This window comes from Pseudomonas fjordensis, assembly GCF_976987115.1.
The window spans coordinates 6,097,875-6,111,738 of record NZ_OZ336860.1 but is presented as its reverse complement, the minus strand read 5'-3'; the positions used below and the strand labels follow the sequence as shown (position 1 = coordinate 6,111,738).

The 13,864-nt window shown below is 61.3% G+C and carries 13 protein-coding genes; 6 read left to right on the top strand and 7 right to left on the bottom strand.

Translation table 11 applies throughout. The features are described from left to right. Positions 1-47: 47 nt before the first annotated feature. On the top strand, positions 48-809 hold the full coding sequence (tam, locus tag ACWHXD_RS27995; protein WP_138761827.1) for a trans-aconitate 2-methyltransferase: 762 nt from the start codon (positions 48-50) through the stop codon (positions 807-809). A gap of 21 nt (positions 810-830) precedes the next feature. Here tam and ACWHXD_RS27990 read toward each other — a convergent pair whose 3' ends face one another. Beyond that, entirely contained in the window at positions 831-1,394 is a 564-nt protein-coding gene (locus ACWHXD_RS27990) for a cysteine hydrolase family protein (RefSeq protein ID WP_032895077.1), read from the bottom strand. 96 nt (positions 1,395-1,490) lie between these two features. On the opposite strand from ACWHXD_RS27990, the gene ACWHXD_RS27985 reads away from it, so the two are divergent. The 3 genes from ACWHXD_RS27985 to ACWHXD_RS27975 all read left to right on the top strand — a co-directional run bounded on the left by ACWHXD_RS27985 (position 1,491) and on the right by ACWHXD_RS27975 (position 4,485). Further along, on the top strand, positions 1,491-2,462 hold the full coding sequence (locus ACWHXD_RS27985) for a GlxA family transcriptional regulator (RefSeq protein ID WP_032895078.1): 972 nt from the start codon (positions 1,491-1,493) through the stop codon (positions 2,460-2,462). A gap of 168 nt (positions 2,463-2,630) precedes the next feature. Then, positions 2,631-3,740 (top strand): DUF3182 family protein, encoded by a 1,110-nt coding sequence (locus tag ACWHXD_RS27980; protein WP_032895079.1) that lies wholly within the window; start codon positions 2,631-2,633, stop codon positions 3,738-3,740. After that, the gene (locus tag ACWHXD_RS27975) at positions 3,730-4,485 is read left to right on the top strand and encodes an alpha/beta hydrolase family protein (RefSeq protein ID WP_499084910.1); all 756 of its coding nucleotides are present in this window, start codon (positions 3,730-3,732) and stop codon (positions 4,483-4,485) included. The genes ACWHXD_RS27980 and ACWHXD_RS27975 overlap by 11 nt, the downstream gene beginning before the upstream one ends. A gap of 113 nt (positions 4,486-4,598) precedes the next feature. Here ACWHXD_RS27975 and ACWHXD_RS27970 read toward each other — a convergent pair whose 3' ends face one another. Genes ACWHXD_RS27970 through ACWHXD_RS27955 form a run of 4 tightly spaced genes read right to left on the bottom strand, consistent with a single transcriptional unit; the run spans position 4,599 to position 8,512 of the window. Beyond that, complete coding sequence (locus tag ACWHXD_RS27970) at positions 4,599-5,564, bottom strand: lysylphosphatidylglycerol synthase domain-containing protein (RefSeq protein WP_003194614.1); 966 nt, start codon at positions 5,562-5,564, stop codon at positions 4,599-4,601. Then, complete coding sequence (gene clsB, locus ACWHXD_RS27965; RefSeq protein WP_138761828.1) at positions 5,554-6,816, bottom strand: cardiolipin synthase ClsB; 1,263 nt, start codon at positions 6,814-6,816, stop codon at positions 5,554-5,556. The genes ACWHXD_RS27970 and clsB overlap by 11 nt, the downstream gene beginning before the upstream one ends. Further along, the gene (locus ACWHXD_RS27960) at positions 6,813-7,589 is read right to left on the bottom strand and encodes an endonuclease/exonuclease/phosphatase family protein (RefSeq protein ID WP_098950221.1); all 777 of its coding nucleotides are present in this window, start codon (positions 7,587-7,589) and stop codon (positions 6,813-6,815) included. The genes clsB and ACWHXD_RS27960 overlap by 4 nt, the downstream gene beginning before the upstream one ends. After that, the gene (locus ACWHXD_RS27955; RefSeq protein WP_098950222.1) at positions 7,586-8,512 is read right to left on the bottom strand and encodes a DUF72 domain-containing protein; all 927 of its coding nucleotides are present in this window, start codon (positions 8,510-8,512) and stop codon (positions 7,586-7,588) included. Before ACWHXD_RS27955 ends, ACWHXD_RS27960 begins: the two co-directional genes overlap by 4 nt. 188 nt (positions 8,513-8,700) lie before the next feature. Between ACWHXD_RS27955 and ACWHXD_RS27950 the strand changes: the two genes are divergently transcribed. Together ACWHXD_RS27950 and ACWHXD_RS27945 are read left to right on the top strand one after the other, a co-directional pair. Next, positions 8,701-10,785 carry a mechanosensitive ion channel family protein gene (locus tag ACWHXD_RS27950; protein ID WP_098950223.1) on the top strand — a complete coding sequence of 695 codons (2,085 nt, stop codon included), beginning with the start codon at positions 8,701-8,703 and terminating at the stop codon, positions 10,783-10,785. Between the two features lie 112 nt (positions 10,786-10,897). Continuing rightward, a complete protein-coding gene (locus ACWHXD_RS27945; protein WP_032897752.1) occupies positions 10,898-11,782 on the top strand; it encodes a sugar nucleotide-binding protein in 885 nt (294 codons plus the stop codon). Positions 11,783-11,947: 165 nt separating this feature from the next. Here the strand turns inward: ACWHXD_RS27945 and ACWHXD_RS27940 are convergent, their stop codons facing one another. Both ACWHXD_RS27940 and ACWHXD_RS27935 read right to left on the bottom strand, forming a co-directional pair. After that, positions 11,948-12,646, bottom strand: coding sequence for an OmpW/AlkL family protein (locus tag ACWHXD_RS27940; RefSeq protein WP_014720136.1), 699 nt, complete (start codon positions 12,644-12,646; stop codon positions 11,948-11,950). Between the two features lie 692 nt (positions 12,647-13,338). Further along, a complete protein-coding gene (locus tag ACWHXD_RS27935; RefSeq protein ID WP_032895087.1) occupies positions 13,339-13,860 on the bottom strand; it encodes a DUF3299 domain-containing protein in 522 nt (173 codons plus the stop codon). Positions 13,861-13,864 lie beyond the last annotated feature (4 nt).

The following is a 13,864-nucleotide window of genomic DNA, read 5'->3' as shown; positions in this document are numbered from 1 at the left end:
TCACAAGATTTAGGCTGTCGCCACCTCTAGCAAGAAGGAAAGCTGTGATGACCTGGTCCGCCAAGCAGTACACGATGTTCGAACAGCAGCGCACTCGCCCCGTCCGTGACCTGGTGGCGGCCATTCCCAACACCGAGGTGAACACTGCCGTCGATCTGGGATGCGGGCCGGGGAACTCCACCGAGGTGCTGGCCGAGCGTTTCCCCCATGCGCACGTCACTGGCATGGACAGCTCCGACGACATGTTGGTAGACGCCCGCAAGCGCCTGCCCAGGTTGAACTTCGAGCTGGCAGACATCGGCGCCTGGCATCCGGCGCAACGCTTGGATGTGATCCTGGCCAATGCCTCGCTGCAATGGCTACCCGACCACGCCACGCTGTACCCGCACTTGGTCCACCAATTGAACCCAGGCGGTACGCTGGCGGTGCAAACCCCGGACAATCTGGACGAGCCCGCCCATCGCCTGGCCCGTGAAGTTGCGGCCGATGGCCCATGGGCGGCAAAGATAGGGGCGGTTAAACACAATGAGCGGCACACCGCCAGTTACTACTACGAACTGCTGAGCAAGTATTGCAGTACCGTGGATGTGTGGCGCACCACCTATCAGCACCCGTTGGCCGACCACGGGGCGGTGGTGGAGTGGTTCAAGGCTTCGGCATTGCGGCCTTTTCTTGCGCCGTTGACCGACGATGAAAAAGCCGCCTTCCTGCAGCAATACCATGCGCGAATTACCCAGGCTTATCCCGCCCTGGCCGATGGCACGGTGTTGTTGCCCTTTCCGCGGCTGTTCATCATCGCCACGCGCTAAAGCGATCGGCCCGTGTGGCGGTCACGCGGCCGCTGCTTGGGCCTTCAAATATTCCTCTGCCGACACCACACCCGCATAGCCAAATGCCAGGGAAGCCATGTACGCCCCGTGCACCTGCGCCGCCGGAATCACCTGGCCGTTGAATTCCTGGTCGCGGGTCGCGCAGGCGTCATGGATCACCGTAACTTTGTAGCCCAGGTCCGCCGCCGCCCGCACTACGGCGTCAACGCACATATGGCTCATGCTGCCCACTACCACCACATCGGTGATGCTGCGCTGTTCCAGCAATTCGCGCAGGTTGGTTTGGCGAAACGCATTCACGAAGTGTTTGAGCACCACCGGTTCATCGCCCTCGTTGAGCACCTTGGCATGCAAGTGCGCGCCTTCGGAGCCCGGGGTGAAGAAGGGTGCGTCGTCGCCAGCGAACTCATGGCGTACATGAATCACCGCATCGCCTGCCTGCCGAAACGCCTGTAGCACCTGCGCCGCCTTGTCCGCTGCGGCTTCCACGCCGTCGAGCGGCCACTTGCCCTGGGGGAAGTAGTCGTTCTGGATATCGATTAGGATGAGCGCCTGCTTGGCCATGTGTGTTGCCTCGTGATGGGTTGATGGGCCTAGTATCTTAGCTGGCGATCACACCGAGAATTGGCTGCACCGACAATAACAGGGGGAAAACTGACAATGGCCGCGCAACGCAGCACTGTCGAGCTGGGTGTGTTGATCTACCAAGGCGCGCAACTCGCCGCAGTCCACGGGCTGACCGACCTGTTCGGGGTCGCCAACCGCATCGCCGCCGAGCATGAATCTGCGCAACTACCGCTGCTGCGAGTCAGCCACTGGCAGGTAGATGCCCACGGCACACCCGCCCGCGCGTTCGACAGCCACCCCGGCCCCCACCAACCGATGATGGCCGTGCTGGTGCCCCCCTCGATTGCCGAGTTCACCGAAGACCAGGCGCCGCCTGCACTGCTGCAATGGCTGCGCCAGCAACATGCGGCCGGCACCGTGCTGGGCGGCGTGTGCATCGGTTCGATCATGCTGGCGCGCAGCGGCCTGTTGGATGGCCGCAGCGCCACCACTCACTGGTCTTCCGCGAAGTCCTTTGCGGCCAGTTACCCGGCGGTGCGCCTGGAAGCGGATAAACCCATCGTCGATGACGGCGACCTGATCACCTCCGCTGGGCTGATGGCCTGGTCCGAACTGGCCCTGCGCCTGGTCGACCGGCTGATGGGCCCAAGCGTTGCGGCCGACACGGCGCGTTTTTTGGTGATCGAACACAGCGCCAGTGCCAGCCAGTGCGGCAGCAATTTTGCGCCGATTCTCAGGCACGGCGATGGTGCAGTCCTCAAGGTCCAGCATTGGCTGCAGGCCAGTGGCGCGGTGGATGTGTCCGTGGCGGCGATGGCGCAGGCGGCCAACCTGGAGGAGCGCACGTTCTTGCGGCGCTTTCGCAACGCCACCGGCTTGAAACCCACCGAGTACTGCCAGCACCTGCGGGTCGGCAAGGCGCGGCAGATGCTGGAGTTCACCAACGGCACCATCGATCACATTGCCTGGACCGTGGGCTATCAGGACCCCAGCGCCTTTCGCGCCATTTTCAAGAAAATCACCGGCCTGTCTCCCAGCGATTACCGCAACCGTTTTGGGGTTTGAATCGTGCAGAACGCCGCAGGGTTAACCTGGGGTCGTGCAGAATAAAACAGGCTAACGGCCATCACTTTTTGCGCAACTGATTGATTTAACAACCATCTCGTCAAACCCGGCGTTGGCCCGATCCATGCAGCCCTCCTGCTACACAACGGCTGATAGAAAGGGGAACGCATGACCCCCATAAGTCGCAAGAAGCTGGTGGTTGCTCACTCCATGCGAGAGGGGGCGCCTCTGCATGAAATCGAAACCAACCGTGCCCTCGCACGCTGGCTGGCGCAGATCCTGGGACTCAAGTTCGGTGGCAGCTATGACCCCAATCTGCATGCGGGCCGGGAACTGTACCTGCTGCCCACGCAAACGCTGGTCGGACCTGCCCAAGCGCAACGGCTCAATATCAAGGGGCCACAAGATTTGTGGGGCGGCTATGTCGATCACGCCTTCATCTGCACCAAAGCCATCAGTCACGGCCTGCTGAGTTCCGAGGCCAAGGCGCCCGAAGGCTGGTCGCCGACATTCTGCGAGCGTGTGCGTGACGTGGTGTTGGACGGCGTGAGTGTGTTCGCCCTTGAGGACGCGCGGCCTGCCGCGACCCGCTTGCTCTACAGCGGCCCGATTCGTCTGAAGCCCGTAAATGCCTGTGCAGGGCGGGGGCAGGAAGTTATCCACAGCCTGGATGAGTTCGACGCGATAGTGGCCCGCCCGGAAGCGGCCCGAATGTTCAATCAAGGCGTGGTGCTGGAACAAGACCTGCACGAGGTGGTCACCCACAGTGTGGGCCAGAGCTTTATTGGCGATCATCTCATCAGCTACTGCGGCGAGCAGCACTTGACCCAAGACGGGCAGGGCGAAGAGGTCTACGGCGGTTCCGATCTGCTGGTCGTCCCCGGTGATTACGCTGCCCTGCTCAAACTGGATCTGCCTGAAGACGTGCGTAAGGCTATCGAACAAGCGTTGGTTTTCGACCGAGCTGCCAATGAAGCCTACCCAAGCTTCTTCGCCTCGCGTCGCAACTACGATATCGCTCAGGGCCTGGACAGCACAGGCCAGCGCCGCAGTGGCGTGCTCGAACAATCCTGGCGCATGGGCGGGGCCAGCAGCGCGGAAGTCGCGGCGTTGCAGAGCTTTATCAACCATCCGGGCATTAAGGCCATCCGTGTGTCCTCGGTAGAAACCTATGTAGACCAAGCGCTGCCGGCGGATGCCATCGAGGTATACCGAGGCCCGGCCGAAAACAGCGACTTTCTCCTCAAGTATGTGACGGTCAAGACTTATGACGGCTAGAAGCGAGAGCATCAGCATCGATATAGACGACGAACAAATGAGCGGGACGTTCCTGAGTCCCAAGTCCAAAGTGCCCGGCGTGTTGTTCGTGCACGGGTGGGGCGGCAGCCAGGAGCGCGACCTGGAGCGGGCCAAAGGCATCGCAGGCCTTGGGTGTGTGTGCCTGACCTTCGACCTGCGTGGCCATGCTGGCACCGGCATCCCCTTGTCCCGCGTCACCCGCGAAGACAACCTGCGCGACCTGCTGGCCGCCTACGACCGTTTGCTGTCTCACCCGGCGATCGACACCTCGGCGGTGGCGGTGGTGGGCACCAGTTATGGCGGCTACCTGGCCGCGATCCTCACCTCATTGCGCCCGGTACGTTGGCTGACGCTGCGAGTGCCGGCGCTGTACCGCGACCAGGAATGGCTCAAGCCCAAGCGCGACTTAGATAAAGCCGACCTGATGGATTACCGCGGCACCCTCGTGCACGCCGAAACCAACCGGGCCCTGCATGCCTGTGCGCAATTTACCGGCGATGTGCTGATTGTCGAGTCGGAAACCGACGACCATGTACCCCACGCCACCATCATGAGTTACCGCGCGGCGTGCCAGCAGACCCATTCCCTGACCCACCGCATCATCGACGGCGCCGACCATTCCCTGAGCGACCCGGTGTCGCAACAGGCGTACACCTCGATCCTGGTGGACTGGATTACCGAGATGGTGGTAGGGGAGCGGTTGAGCATCATTCAGTCCCGATAGGTGTCGCCCTTTTGATCGCTATCGCGGGCAAGCCCGGCTCCCACAGGGGAATGCGTTCCGAGGTGGGAGCCGGGCTTGCCCGCGATAGCGATTCAACAGTCACCACGGCCTCATCAGGCTGTCTTCTTCACCCGCAACGCCTTGGCCTTGGCCTCCACCCCCAAATACATCACCAGTGCAATCAACAACGGGCAAATAAAATAAATCGCTCGGTAAGCGATCAACCCAGCCAGCAAACTCCCCCGCGACGCCTCATGCTGTAACAACGCAATGAACACCGCCTCCAACACCCCCAACCCGGCGGGGATATGAGTGACCACCCCGGCAATCGCACTGATCAACAGCACCCCCAGCACCAACGGGTAATCCAGTTTGGCCGGCAGCAAGGTGAATATCACTGCGGCCATCAACGACCAGTTCAACGCACCCAGAGCCAGCTGCAAACAGGCCATGCGCAGCGACGGCAAGTTGATCTCGATACCGCGAATCGACCACGCGCGCTTTTTAGAAAACCGGCACGCCGCCAGGTAGCCCAGGCTCGCGAGCACCAATAACACCCCGACCCCTTGCAAGGCGCCGCTACTGAGCTTCCAGCCCGGCGGCAGGGTCACCAACCCGCTGCTGAACACCACCCCGGCCAACGCCATATAGCCGAACCAATTGGTGGCCAGGCTCAGGCCGAGGATCTTGGCGATATTGCTGGTGCTCACGCCCAGGCGCGAATACAGCCGGTACCGCATGGCAATGCCGCCGACCCAGGCGCTGAGGTTGAGGTTGAACGCGTAGCTGATGATGCCCACCGGCAATATCTGCTTCCAACGCAACGGCTGGCGAATGTAGGTGCGGCCGATCAGGTCGAAACAGGCGTAGACAATGAAACTGCACAGCGTCAGCGCGCCGGCGATGAACAATGTGCGCAGCTTGAACTCGCTCAGGGTCTGGAACACTTCGCTCCAGTCGATGCGCCGGGCGAGCAGGGTAAACAACACGATCAGCAGCACGAAGAATGCAATCGTCAGCGGTTTCTTCCAGCGCTTGAACCCAGAGGCTTGCGCTTGGGGGCGGGCTTCAGATGTCATGGGGCGTGGCCTCAAAAGGTCTCAAGCGCGGTTTGTGGGCCGGCAACCAACTGGCCAGTACCGGGAAATGGCGCATCACATGAAACACCAGGAAACCCACGGTCAGGCGCCAGAGCCACAGGCGTGGCTTGCGCTTTTCCGGCATGGTCTGGCAATGATTGTGGGCGAGGGCTTCCAGGCGTTCGTAGAGCTGCTGATTGAAAGCCCGGTCGCGAATCAGCACATTGGCTTCCAGGTTCAATGCCAGGCTCAGTGGGTCCAGGTTGCTGGAGCCGACGGTGCTCCATTCGTCATCCACCAACGCCACCTTGCCGTGCAGCGGGCGTTGGCAATATTCGTGGATCACCACGCCATCCTTGAGCAAGTAGTCATAGAGCATGCGCGCGGCCAGTTTCGCCAACAGCACGTCGGGCTGGCCCTGCATGATCAACTGCACATGCACGCCACGGCGCGCCGCGTTACGGATCTCGCGAAGCAGGCGATAGCCGGGGAAGAAATACGCGTTGGCGATTACCACCCGCTGCCGGGCCTGACTCAAGGCATGGATATACGCGTCTTCGATGTCGTCACGATGCTGGATGTTGTCGCGATAGATCAGGCGTACCAGGCCGTCGCCTGGCTCGTTCGTCCAGGGCGAGGGTCGTTGCTGGCGTCGTCGCCAACCGCGACGGCTGCGCACCTGGCGGCCACTTTGGGCGAGGGCGAAATGGTGCAGGTCGGCCACAGCCGGGCCGATCACTTGTACTGAGTAATCCTGCTTGGCTTCGGGGCCGAAATCCGCCAAGTGGTCGGCAGAAAAATTGATCCCGCCGATAAACGCCACGCGGGCGTCCACCACGACAATCTTGCGGTGCAGGCGGCGAAACCAGTTAGTGCGTATGCCGAGCGTCTTGGGCGCCGGGTCGAACATCTGCACCATCACCCCGGCCTCGGCCAATTCCCGCAGGAAGCCCGGGCTCAGTTCGCCGCAGCCAAAACCGTCGAGGCTGACCACCACCTTCACCCCGCGCTTGGCCGCCTCGATGAGGATGCTGTGCAGCTCAAAGCCGACCTTGTCTTCAAAGAGGATAAAGGTCTCCAGCAGGATCTCGCGCTCGGCGCTGCGCAACGCCTCGAATACGGCAGGAAAGTACGCCTCGCCGTTCTCCAGCAACTCCACGCGGTTGCCGCTTTGCCAGCCGTAATCCAGATCCCGCGCCTTGCTGTCGTCTGGCGGTTGGTCTGTGGCGATATGGTCTACCGCAACGTTCATAGCTCCACCTCCACCGACAGCGGCACATGGTCTGAGAGATGGGACCAGGGGCGAGTGGTGAGCACGCGCGGGTTGTGCACCGTCAAATTGCGCACATAAATGCGGTCCAGCGGCAGTAGCGGCAGGCGTGCCGGGAAGGTGCGCGCCGGTTTGCCGAGGGTGTGCATGAACACTTCCTGCAAACCGCTGTGGCTCAGGTCGGCTTTTTGCCGCCAGTCGTTGAAGTCGCCGGCGACCACCAACGGCGCATCGGCCGGAATCTCGCTGATACGTTGTTCCAACAACCGCAATTGCTGTTGGCGATGCACCTCGCGCAAGCCCAGGTGGATGCAGATCGCGTGCACTTGCTGGCCGCTGCCCGGCAGGCGCAGCACGCAATGCAGCAGGCCACGGTTTTCATGGCCGCTTTGCGAGATGTCGAGGTTGTCGTAGCGAATGATCTGAAATTTGGACAGCAGCGCATTGCCGTGGTCGCCATGGGGATAAACCGCATTGCGCCCATAGGCGAACTGCGGCCAGATGCTGTCGGCGAGAAATTCATACTGCGGCATTTTCGGCCAGTCGCTGTAGCGCTGCGGATGGCGTTCGTGGGTGCCATGGATCTCCTGCAAAAACACCATGTCCGCGCCCACACTGCGCACCGCTTCACGCAGCTCGGGCAAGATGAAGCGGCGATTCAGCGCGGTGAAACCCTTGTGGATATTGACCGTCAGCACCGTGAAACGGGTGATGGCGGTGGTCGGCGGGGTGGGGATCAGCTCTGGATGCGTCATGGCAATACTCCTGGTTCCGGCAGCCGGCCAGGTTCGGTGAGCAGGTGTTGGTCCAGCCCGAAACGTTGCAGCAATTGGCGTGCATCGAAGGGCGCGCGAACTTTGATGTCGTTGTCGAAAAAGCAGAACACATCGCGCTGTTTACGCCTGCGGGGCGTGTGGTGCGCGTCGACCAGGTGTGCATCGGCAGGCTGCTTGCCGTGGGCCCAGCGCTCGATGCGGTCACCCCAGCGCTGGAGCGCTTCGGCGCTATAACCGCTGGCGTATAACTGCTTGTCGCCGTGCAAGCGCAGGTACATGAAGTTGGCGGTCACGTCTTCCATGTACGGCCACTTGCCTGCGGTGTCCGCGACCACCAGGGCCACCCCGTGTTTATCCAGCATCTGGATGAACTCCGGCACGGCAAAACTCGTATTGCGAATCTCCACGGCATGGCGCAACGGCTTCTTGGCATAGGCCTTCATGCTCGCCTTGCCGTTAAGGCGCGGCTCATGCTGGCGGGCGAGGGCGGCGGCCTGTTGGGTGTCGGTGGGTAATTCAGCCAAAAAGGTTTCGAACAGCGTGGCGTCGAATTTGAAGCTGGGCGGAAACTGCCAGAGGATGGGGCCGAGTTTCTCCTTGAGCTCCAGCACGCCGGAAGCGAAGAAATTCGCCATCGGTTTGTGCACATCCCGCAGGCGCAGGATATGCGTGATGAACCGGGGCGCCTTGACACTGAACATGAAACCTTCGGGCGTATCGGCATACCACTCGGCATAGCGCTTGGGGGTTTGCAGCGCGTAGAACGAGCCGTTGATTTCGATGCTGTTGACGGCGCGTGACGCAAACTGCAACTCGCGTTTCTGGGTCAGCCCTTCGGGGTAGAAATCGCCGCGCCAGGGCGTGTAGCGCCAGCCGGAAATGCCGATGTGAATCGCCGCCATGTGTGCTCCCGTGGTTGGTGGGTGAGGTGACCTCCGTTATGGGATGACTGCGCTATTTGGCTGAAAGTTTCCACATTCCTACAGGCGGTACAGGGTAGGAAAAGATCGGAGGGCATCGCCCATGCGGGGAACGATCAAGGCCTAAACCCGTCAGTTCCTTACAGACCCTGCTGAAGGAGCTCGCTGTTTTGCTGAATCTAAAGACTGCATTACTGCTCGGTGCGTTGCTGCTTTGCGGTAACGGCGCACTGCAAGCCGCGGCCACCGCGCCGGCCAACGAGGCCCCGGCCAAGCCGGAACTGCTGGTGCAAGGCGGGCTGCTGGGGGCCATCAGTTCCAGTATTGATGACGTGCAAGACAAGCTCGACCTCAACCAGAACCTCATTGACGCCTGGCGCCTGCGGGCCGACCGCGCCGCAGACGAAGTAGGGCGCCTGGTGGACCAGACCACCGCACGCTCGCCGTGGAGCGTGGCCGGCGATTTCCTGCTGTTGTCTGGCGTGTGGGTCGGTGCCTTTGCTGTGCTGACGATGCTGGGGCGCTTGGTTGTGAAACGCGCGAGCCGTCGCCCATTCCTTGCGCGGCGTCAACGGCTGCAAGGCTTGCTGGGCTATGTGGTGCCCTACACGATTCCAGCGCTGATCTGCCTGCCGTTGACCCTTTATGTCAGTCACTTTTTAGCCGCGTCTGTCGGCCGAGCCCTGGCGCTGTGTTTCGCCTACGCCACCAGCAGTGGCATCTTTTCCACATCGTTGCTGCTGTGCGTCATTGTGATGTTTAACGTCGGGCACAAGCGGCCTGCCGTGCAGATCATTCGTGACTATTGCCCCAAGCCGCTGTTCCTGATCGGCTTTCTCGCGGCCCTCAGCGATGCGTTGACCAGCCCGCAAATCGCTCGTCAGTTGGGCGGCAATATCACCAGCAGCATCGCCGTGTTTACCGGCCTGTTTGCTGCGGTCATCTTTGGCGTGCTGGTGGTACGCCTGCGTCGCCCGGTGGCCCATTTGATCCGCAACCGACCGCTGGCCCAGCGCCTCAAGCACCCGGCATTGCAACAATCGTTGCGGGTGTTTTCCGGGCTCTGGTACTGGCCGATTCTGTTGATGGTGCTGGTCTCGGCGGTCAACCTGATTGGCGCCGGTGACGACAACCAAGAGGCCCTGCGCTGCGCGCTGCTCACTACACTGTTGCTGATCGGCACGGTGTTTCTCAGCACCGTGCTGCAACATCTGTTCAAGTCCCGCAGCCAGGTGTCGATCCAACGCAGCAGCGCCTACAAGGAACGCTTCCTGAGTTTGCTGCACGCGATTTTGCGCATCGTCATGGCCATCGCGTTTATCGAAATACTCGGGCGTATCTGGGGTGTCTCGCTGTTCGAATTCGCCCAGCGCAACTCCGTGGGCCGGGCCATCAGTGACTCCCTCAGCAGCATCGGCCTGATCCTGTTGGTGACCTGGCTGTTCTGGGTGGTGCTTGACACCGCGATCCAGGAAGCCCTCAAACCACCGGTGAATAAACGCTCCAGTCGCCAGCCCAGTACCCGAGTCAAAACCATCCTGCCGCTGTTGCGCAATGCGGTGAAGATCATCCTGGTGGTGATCTGCGCGATCACCACCATGGCCAACCTGGGCATCAATGTCGCGCCGTTGCTGGCGGGCGCCGGGGTGGTGGGCCTGGCCATCGGTTTCGGTTCCCAGCAACTGGTGCAGGACGTGATCACCGGCCTGTTCATCATTATCGAAGACACCCTGTCCATCGGCGATTGGGTGGTGCTCGACTCCGGCCACGCCGGCACCGTCGAAGGCCTGACCATCCGCACCCTGCGCCTGCGCGACGGCAAGGGCTTTGTGCATTCGGTGCCGTTCGGGCAGATCAAGGCGGTCACCAACCAGTCCCGTCAGTTCGCCTATGCGTTTTTCTCGGTGCAGTTCACTTACGACACCGACGTGGACAAGGCCGTGGAGCTGATCCGCGAAGCCGGCCAGTCGATCCGCGACGATGTGTTCCTCAAGTACAACCTGCAAGGGCCGTTGGAAGTGTTCGGGGTGGACAAGATGGACCTCAATGGCGTGGTGCTCACCGCGCAGTTCCGCACCGTGTCGGGTGGCCAATACGCGGTCAGCCGTGCGTTTAACCAGCGTCTGAAAAAGCTTGTGGATAACTGTGAGGCGGTGCACTTCGCCCAGACTTATCCACAGCAGCTGTTGCTCGCACCCCGCACGGCACTGAAACAGGAGGCCGCCGAACCCGACGTCAAGACACTTAATCCGTGACGGTTGCGCTACAAGCCCGCAAAATGCAACGATTCTGGCAATGACCTATGACAGCGCACACGCGCCTGTCGATAATAACCATCGTTCCAAACAGACCGGGCCTGCTCAATCTATGCGAATGCGCCTTATGTTACTGGGCGGCGGGAATGCCCTCGGGCAGGCGCTGATTCGCCTCGGTGCGGAGGAAGACATCGGTTTCCTCGCCCCCAAACCGCCCCAAGACGGCTGGGATGCCGCAAGCCTCACCCAATTGCTCGACGACACCCGTCCCGATGCCTTGATCAACCTCGCCTACTATTTCGACTGGTTCCAGGCCGAAGCCGTGAGCGAATCCCGCTTGGCCGCCCAGGAATTTGCCATCGAACGCCTGGCCGAGCTGTGCCAGCATCACAGCATCACCCTGCTGCAGCCGTCCAGTTACCGCGTGTTCGATGGCTCCCGCGCCACCGCCTACAGCGAGAAAGACGAGCCGGTGCCCCTGGGCCTGCGCGGCCAGGCGTTGTGGCGCATCGAACAAAGCGTGCGCGCCACCTGCCCGCAGCATGTGCTGCTGCGGTTTGGCTGGCTACTGGATGACAGCGTCGACGGCACGCTCGGGCGCTTCCTGGCCCGGGCTGAAAAACCGGATGAGCTGTTGATGGCCGACGACCGTCGTGGCAACCCGACGCCGGTGGACGACGCCGCACGGGTAATTATCTCGGTGCTCAAGCAACTCGATTGCGCCGCGCCACTGTGGGGCACTTACCACTACGCCGGCCACGAGGCGACCACGCCGTTGGCGTTGGGCCAGGCGATTCTCACTGAAGCGCGCAACTTCCATCCGCTCGCCATCGAGTCCCCCACCGCCCAGGCTCACGCAGCACGGCCGGATGCGGCGGATGAACCGCAGCATGCGGTGCTGGCCTGCAAGAAAATCCTGCATACCTTTGGCATCAAGCCACGGGCATGGCGGGCAGGCTTGCCGGCGCTACTGGATCGCTTCTACCGCCACAGCTGACACCCCCAAAACCAAAAGTGGGAGGGGACTTATGTGGGAGCTGGCTTGCCTGCGATAGCATCACCTGGGTATCACTGATACACCGAGGTGTCTGCATCGCGGGCAAGCCCGGCTCCCACATAAGCCCTCTCCCACATGGGTTATGCGGTGTGGCTTATATCGGACTTAGAACTTGTAACCGATACCCACCATGTAAACCATCGGGTCTACATCCACATTGACCTTGGCCCGAGTGCCCTGGCCCAGCGCGTTGTTATCCACAGTCGCCTTGGTGCTGATGTCGATGTAGCGCGCCTGGGCGTTGATCATCCACTTGTCGTTGATCATGTAGTCGGCGCCGATCTGTGCAGCCCAGCCCCAGGAGTTCTCGGCCTTGAAGTTGCTGAAACCAGCCTGTTCGGCACGGCTGCCCACGTGTTCGTCGTAGATCCAGGTGTAGTTGATACCGGCGCCCACATACGGTTGGAACGCGGATTTGTGATCCAGCGGGTAGTACACGACGCTCAAGGTCGGCGGCAGGTGCTTCAGCGTGCCGAGCTTGCCGTTGGCGGCGCCCAGGGCGGTGTTCTTGATCTTCACGTCATGCTCGAACGGCGTGGCCGCTAGCAATTCGATGCCGACGTGGTCGGTGATCATGTAGGCGAAGTTCAAGCCCAATTGGGTGTCGCTGCTCATGGTCGCCTTGCCGCCCAGGTTGGTGCCGGCCAGCGGGCCCTGGTCAACCTTGACGCTGCTGCTGTCGGCCTTCGGGTTCACGGTAATTGCACCGGCGCGAACCAGAATATCGCCCGCCTGGTGAGCGTGTGCGACGGGGGCGACGAGGGCGAGCGCGAAGAGGGACGCGCCGAGCAGAGACTTGTTCATGGGAGCTCCAAAGGACGTTTAAAAGTTGTACGTCCAATGGTAAAGATCGTTCCGTTCGGTCTTTTGACTCAGCTCAATGAAAGGGCGATCAGTCACTTGCGCCACTGATCTAAACCTGTGGGAGCTGGCTTGCCTGCGAAGACGGTCTTACAGCCGACACCTATCTACCTGGCACCCCACGATCCAACTGTGGGAGCGGGCTTGCTCGCGAAGGCAGCCTGGCAGTCAACACAGTTGTGTTGTGTACATATCCATTCCTGCGGTAACGGCCACTTAGGGTTCCGCCCTGACGGCGGCTCACTTTTGAAAAGCGCAAAAGTAAGCAAAACGCTCTTGCCCCACCACTCGGCACCTCGCTTAGGCTCGGTGTGCCCGTAATCCGCCAGTGATTTGGGGGGCCGCCGCCACGCGCCATCCATGGCGCGGGGCGGCTAAACCGGCATCCCTGCCGGTTTACCCCCCAAATCCCTGTCGAATTCCGGCCAGCGTGGTTTAACGGGGCGCCTAAGATCAAAAGCAGATCAAGATCAAGAGCGGCTCGCTTCGCATCGTGGTTACCGTCCACCGTTACAGCGTTGTGTAGATACCTATGCTGCGATAGCGGTGGTTCAGTTAAAGACTCAGTGACTGATACACCGTCTTCGGGAGCAAGCCCGCACACATTTGGATCTTCGGTGTGTTTGCTGGTGGGGTTATTCCTCCAGCTCGTACATATAAATCTTCTGGGCATCCATCTGGTAACCCGCGTCGGCCAACTCGCTGGACGATGGCTTGACCTGCATCGCGCCTTCGATCCAGTACGGTTGATACAGCTCATCGAGCTTTACACCCACCTCGCTTTTCACATGCACGATCTGGTTCGACGGCGGTGGCGGCACATGGATACAGGCGCCGAAATACGGCACCAGCAGAAACTCCGTGGTGCGGCCTTCTTCGCTGACTTCCAACGGCACGATATACCCCGGCAGGCGAATGTGCTGGCCATCCAGGCTCTGTACCACCGGCGCGTTGGGCATGTCCTGCTTGGCCGCAGGCGCGGCTTCGGCGGACAAGGCATCGGCCATGTTCGACAGGTCGTGCAGCGGCTTCATATTGGGCACTTCAGGTGGCGCATCCGGCGGGATCATCTCCTGCCAGGACAAATCCTTGGGCTGCTCCTGCGCCCAGGCAGGCACGGCCATCAACAACAACAGGGCAAACAGGGCACGACGCATCGAA

Bases quoted from the DNA above. Each gene is read 5' to 3' on its own strand.
- tam (WP_138761827.1), top strand. From the start codon at position 48: ATGACCTGGTCCGCCAAGCAGTACACGATGTTCGAACAGCAGCGCACT.
- ACWHXD_RS27990 (WP_032895077.1), bottom strand. From the start codon at position 1,394: ATGGCCAAGCAGGCGCTCATCCTAATCGATATCCAGAACGACTACTTC.
- ACWHXD_RS27985 (WP_032895078.1), top strand. From the start codon at position 1,491: ATGGCCGCGCAACGCAGCACTGTCGAGCTGGGTGTGTTGATCTACCAA.
- ACWHXD_RS27980 (WP_032895079.1), top strand. From the start codon at position 2,631: ATGACCCCCATAAGTCGCAAGAAGCTGGTGGTTGCTCACTCCATGCGA.
- ACWHXD_RS27975 (WP_499084910.1), top strand. From the start codon at position 3,730: ATGACGGCTAGAAGCGAGAGCATCAGCATCGATATAGACGACGAACAA.
- ACWHXD_RS27970 (WP_003194614.1), bottom strand. From the start codon at position 5,564: ATGACATCTGAAGCCCGCCCCCAAGCGCAAGCCTCTGGGTTCAAGCGC.
- clsB (WP_138761828.1), bottom strand. From the start codon at position 6,816: ATGAACGTTGCGGTAGACCATATCGCCACAGACCAACCGCCAGACGAC.
- ACWHXD_RS27960 (WP_098950221.1), bottom strand. From the start codon at position 7,589: ATGACGCATCCAGAGCTGATCCCCACCCCGCCGACCACCGCCATCACC.
- ACWHXD_RS27955 (WP_098950222.1), bottom strand. From the start codon at position 8,512: ATGGCGGCGATTCACATCGGCATTTCCGGCTGGCGCTACACGCCCTGG.
- ACWHXD_RS27945 (WP_032897752.1), top strand. From the start codon at position 10,898: ATGCGAATGCGCCTTATGTTACTGGGCGGCGGGAATGCCCTCGGGCAG.
- ACWHXD_RS27940 (WP_014720136.1), bottom strand. From the start codon at position 12,646: ATGAACAAGTCTCTGCTCGGCGCGTCCCTCTTCGCGCTCGCCCTCGTC.
- ACWHXD_RS27935 (WP_032895087.1), bottom strand. From the start codon at position 13,860: ATGCGTCGTGCCCTGTTTGCCCTGTTGTTGTTGATGGCCGTGCCTGCC.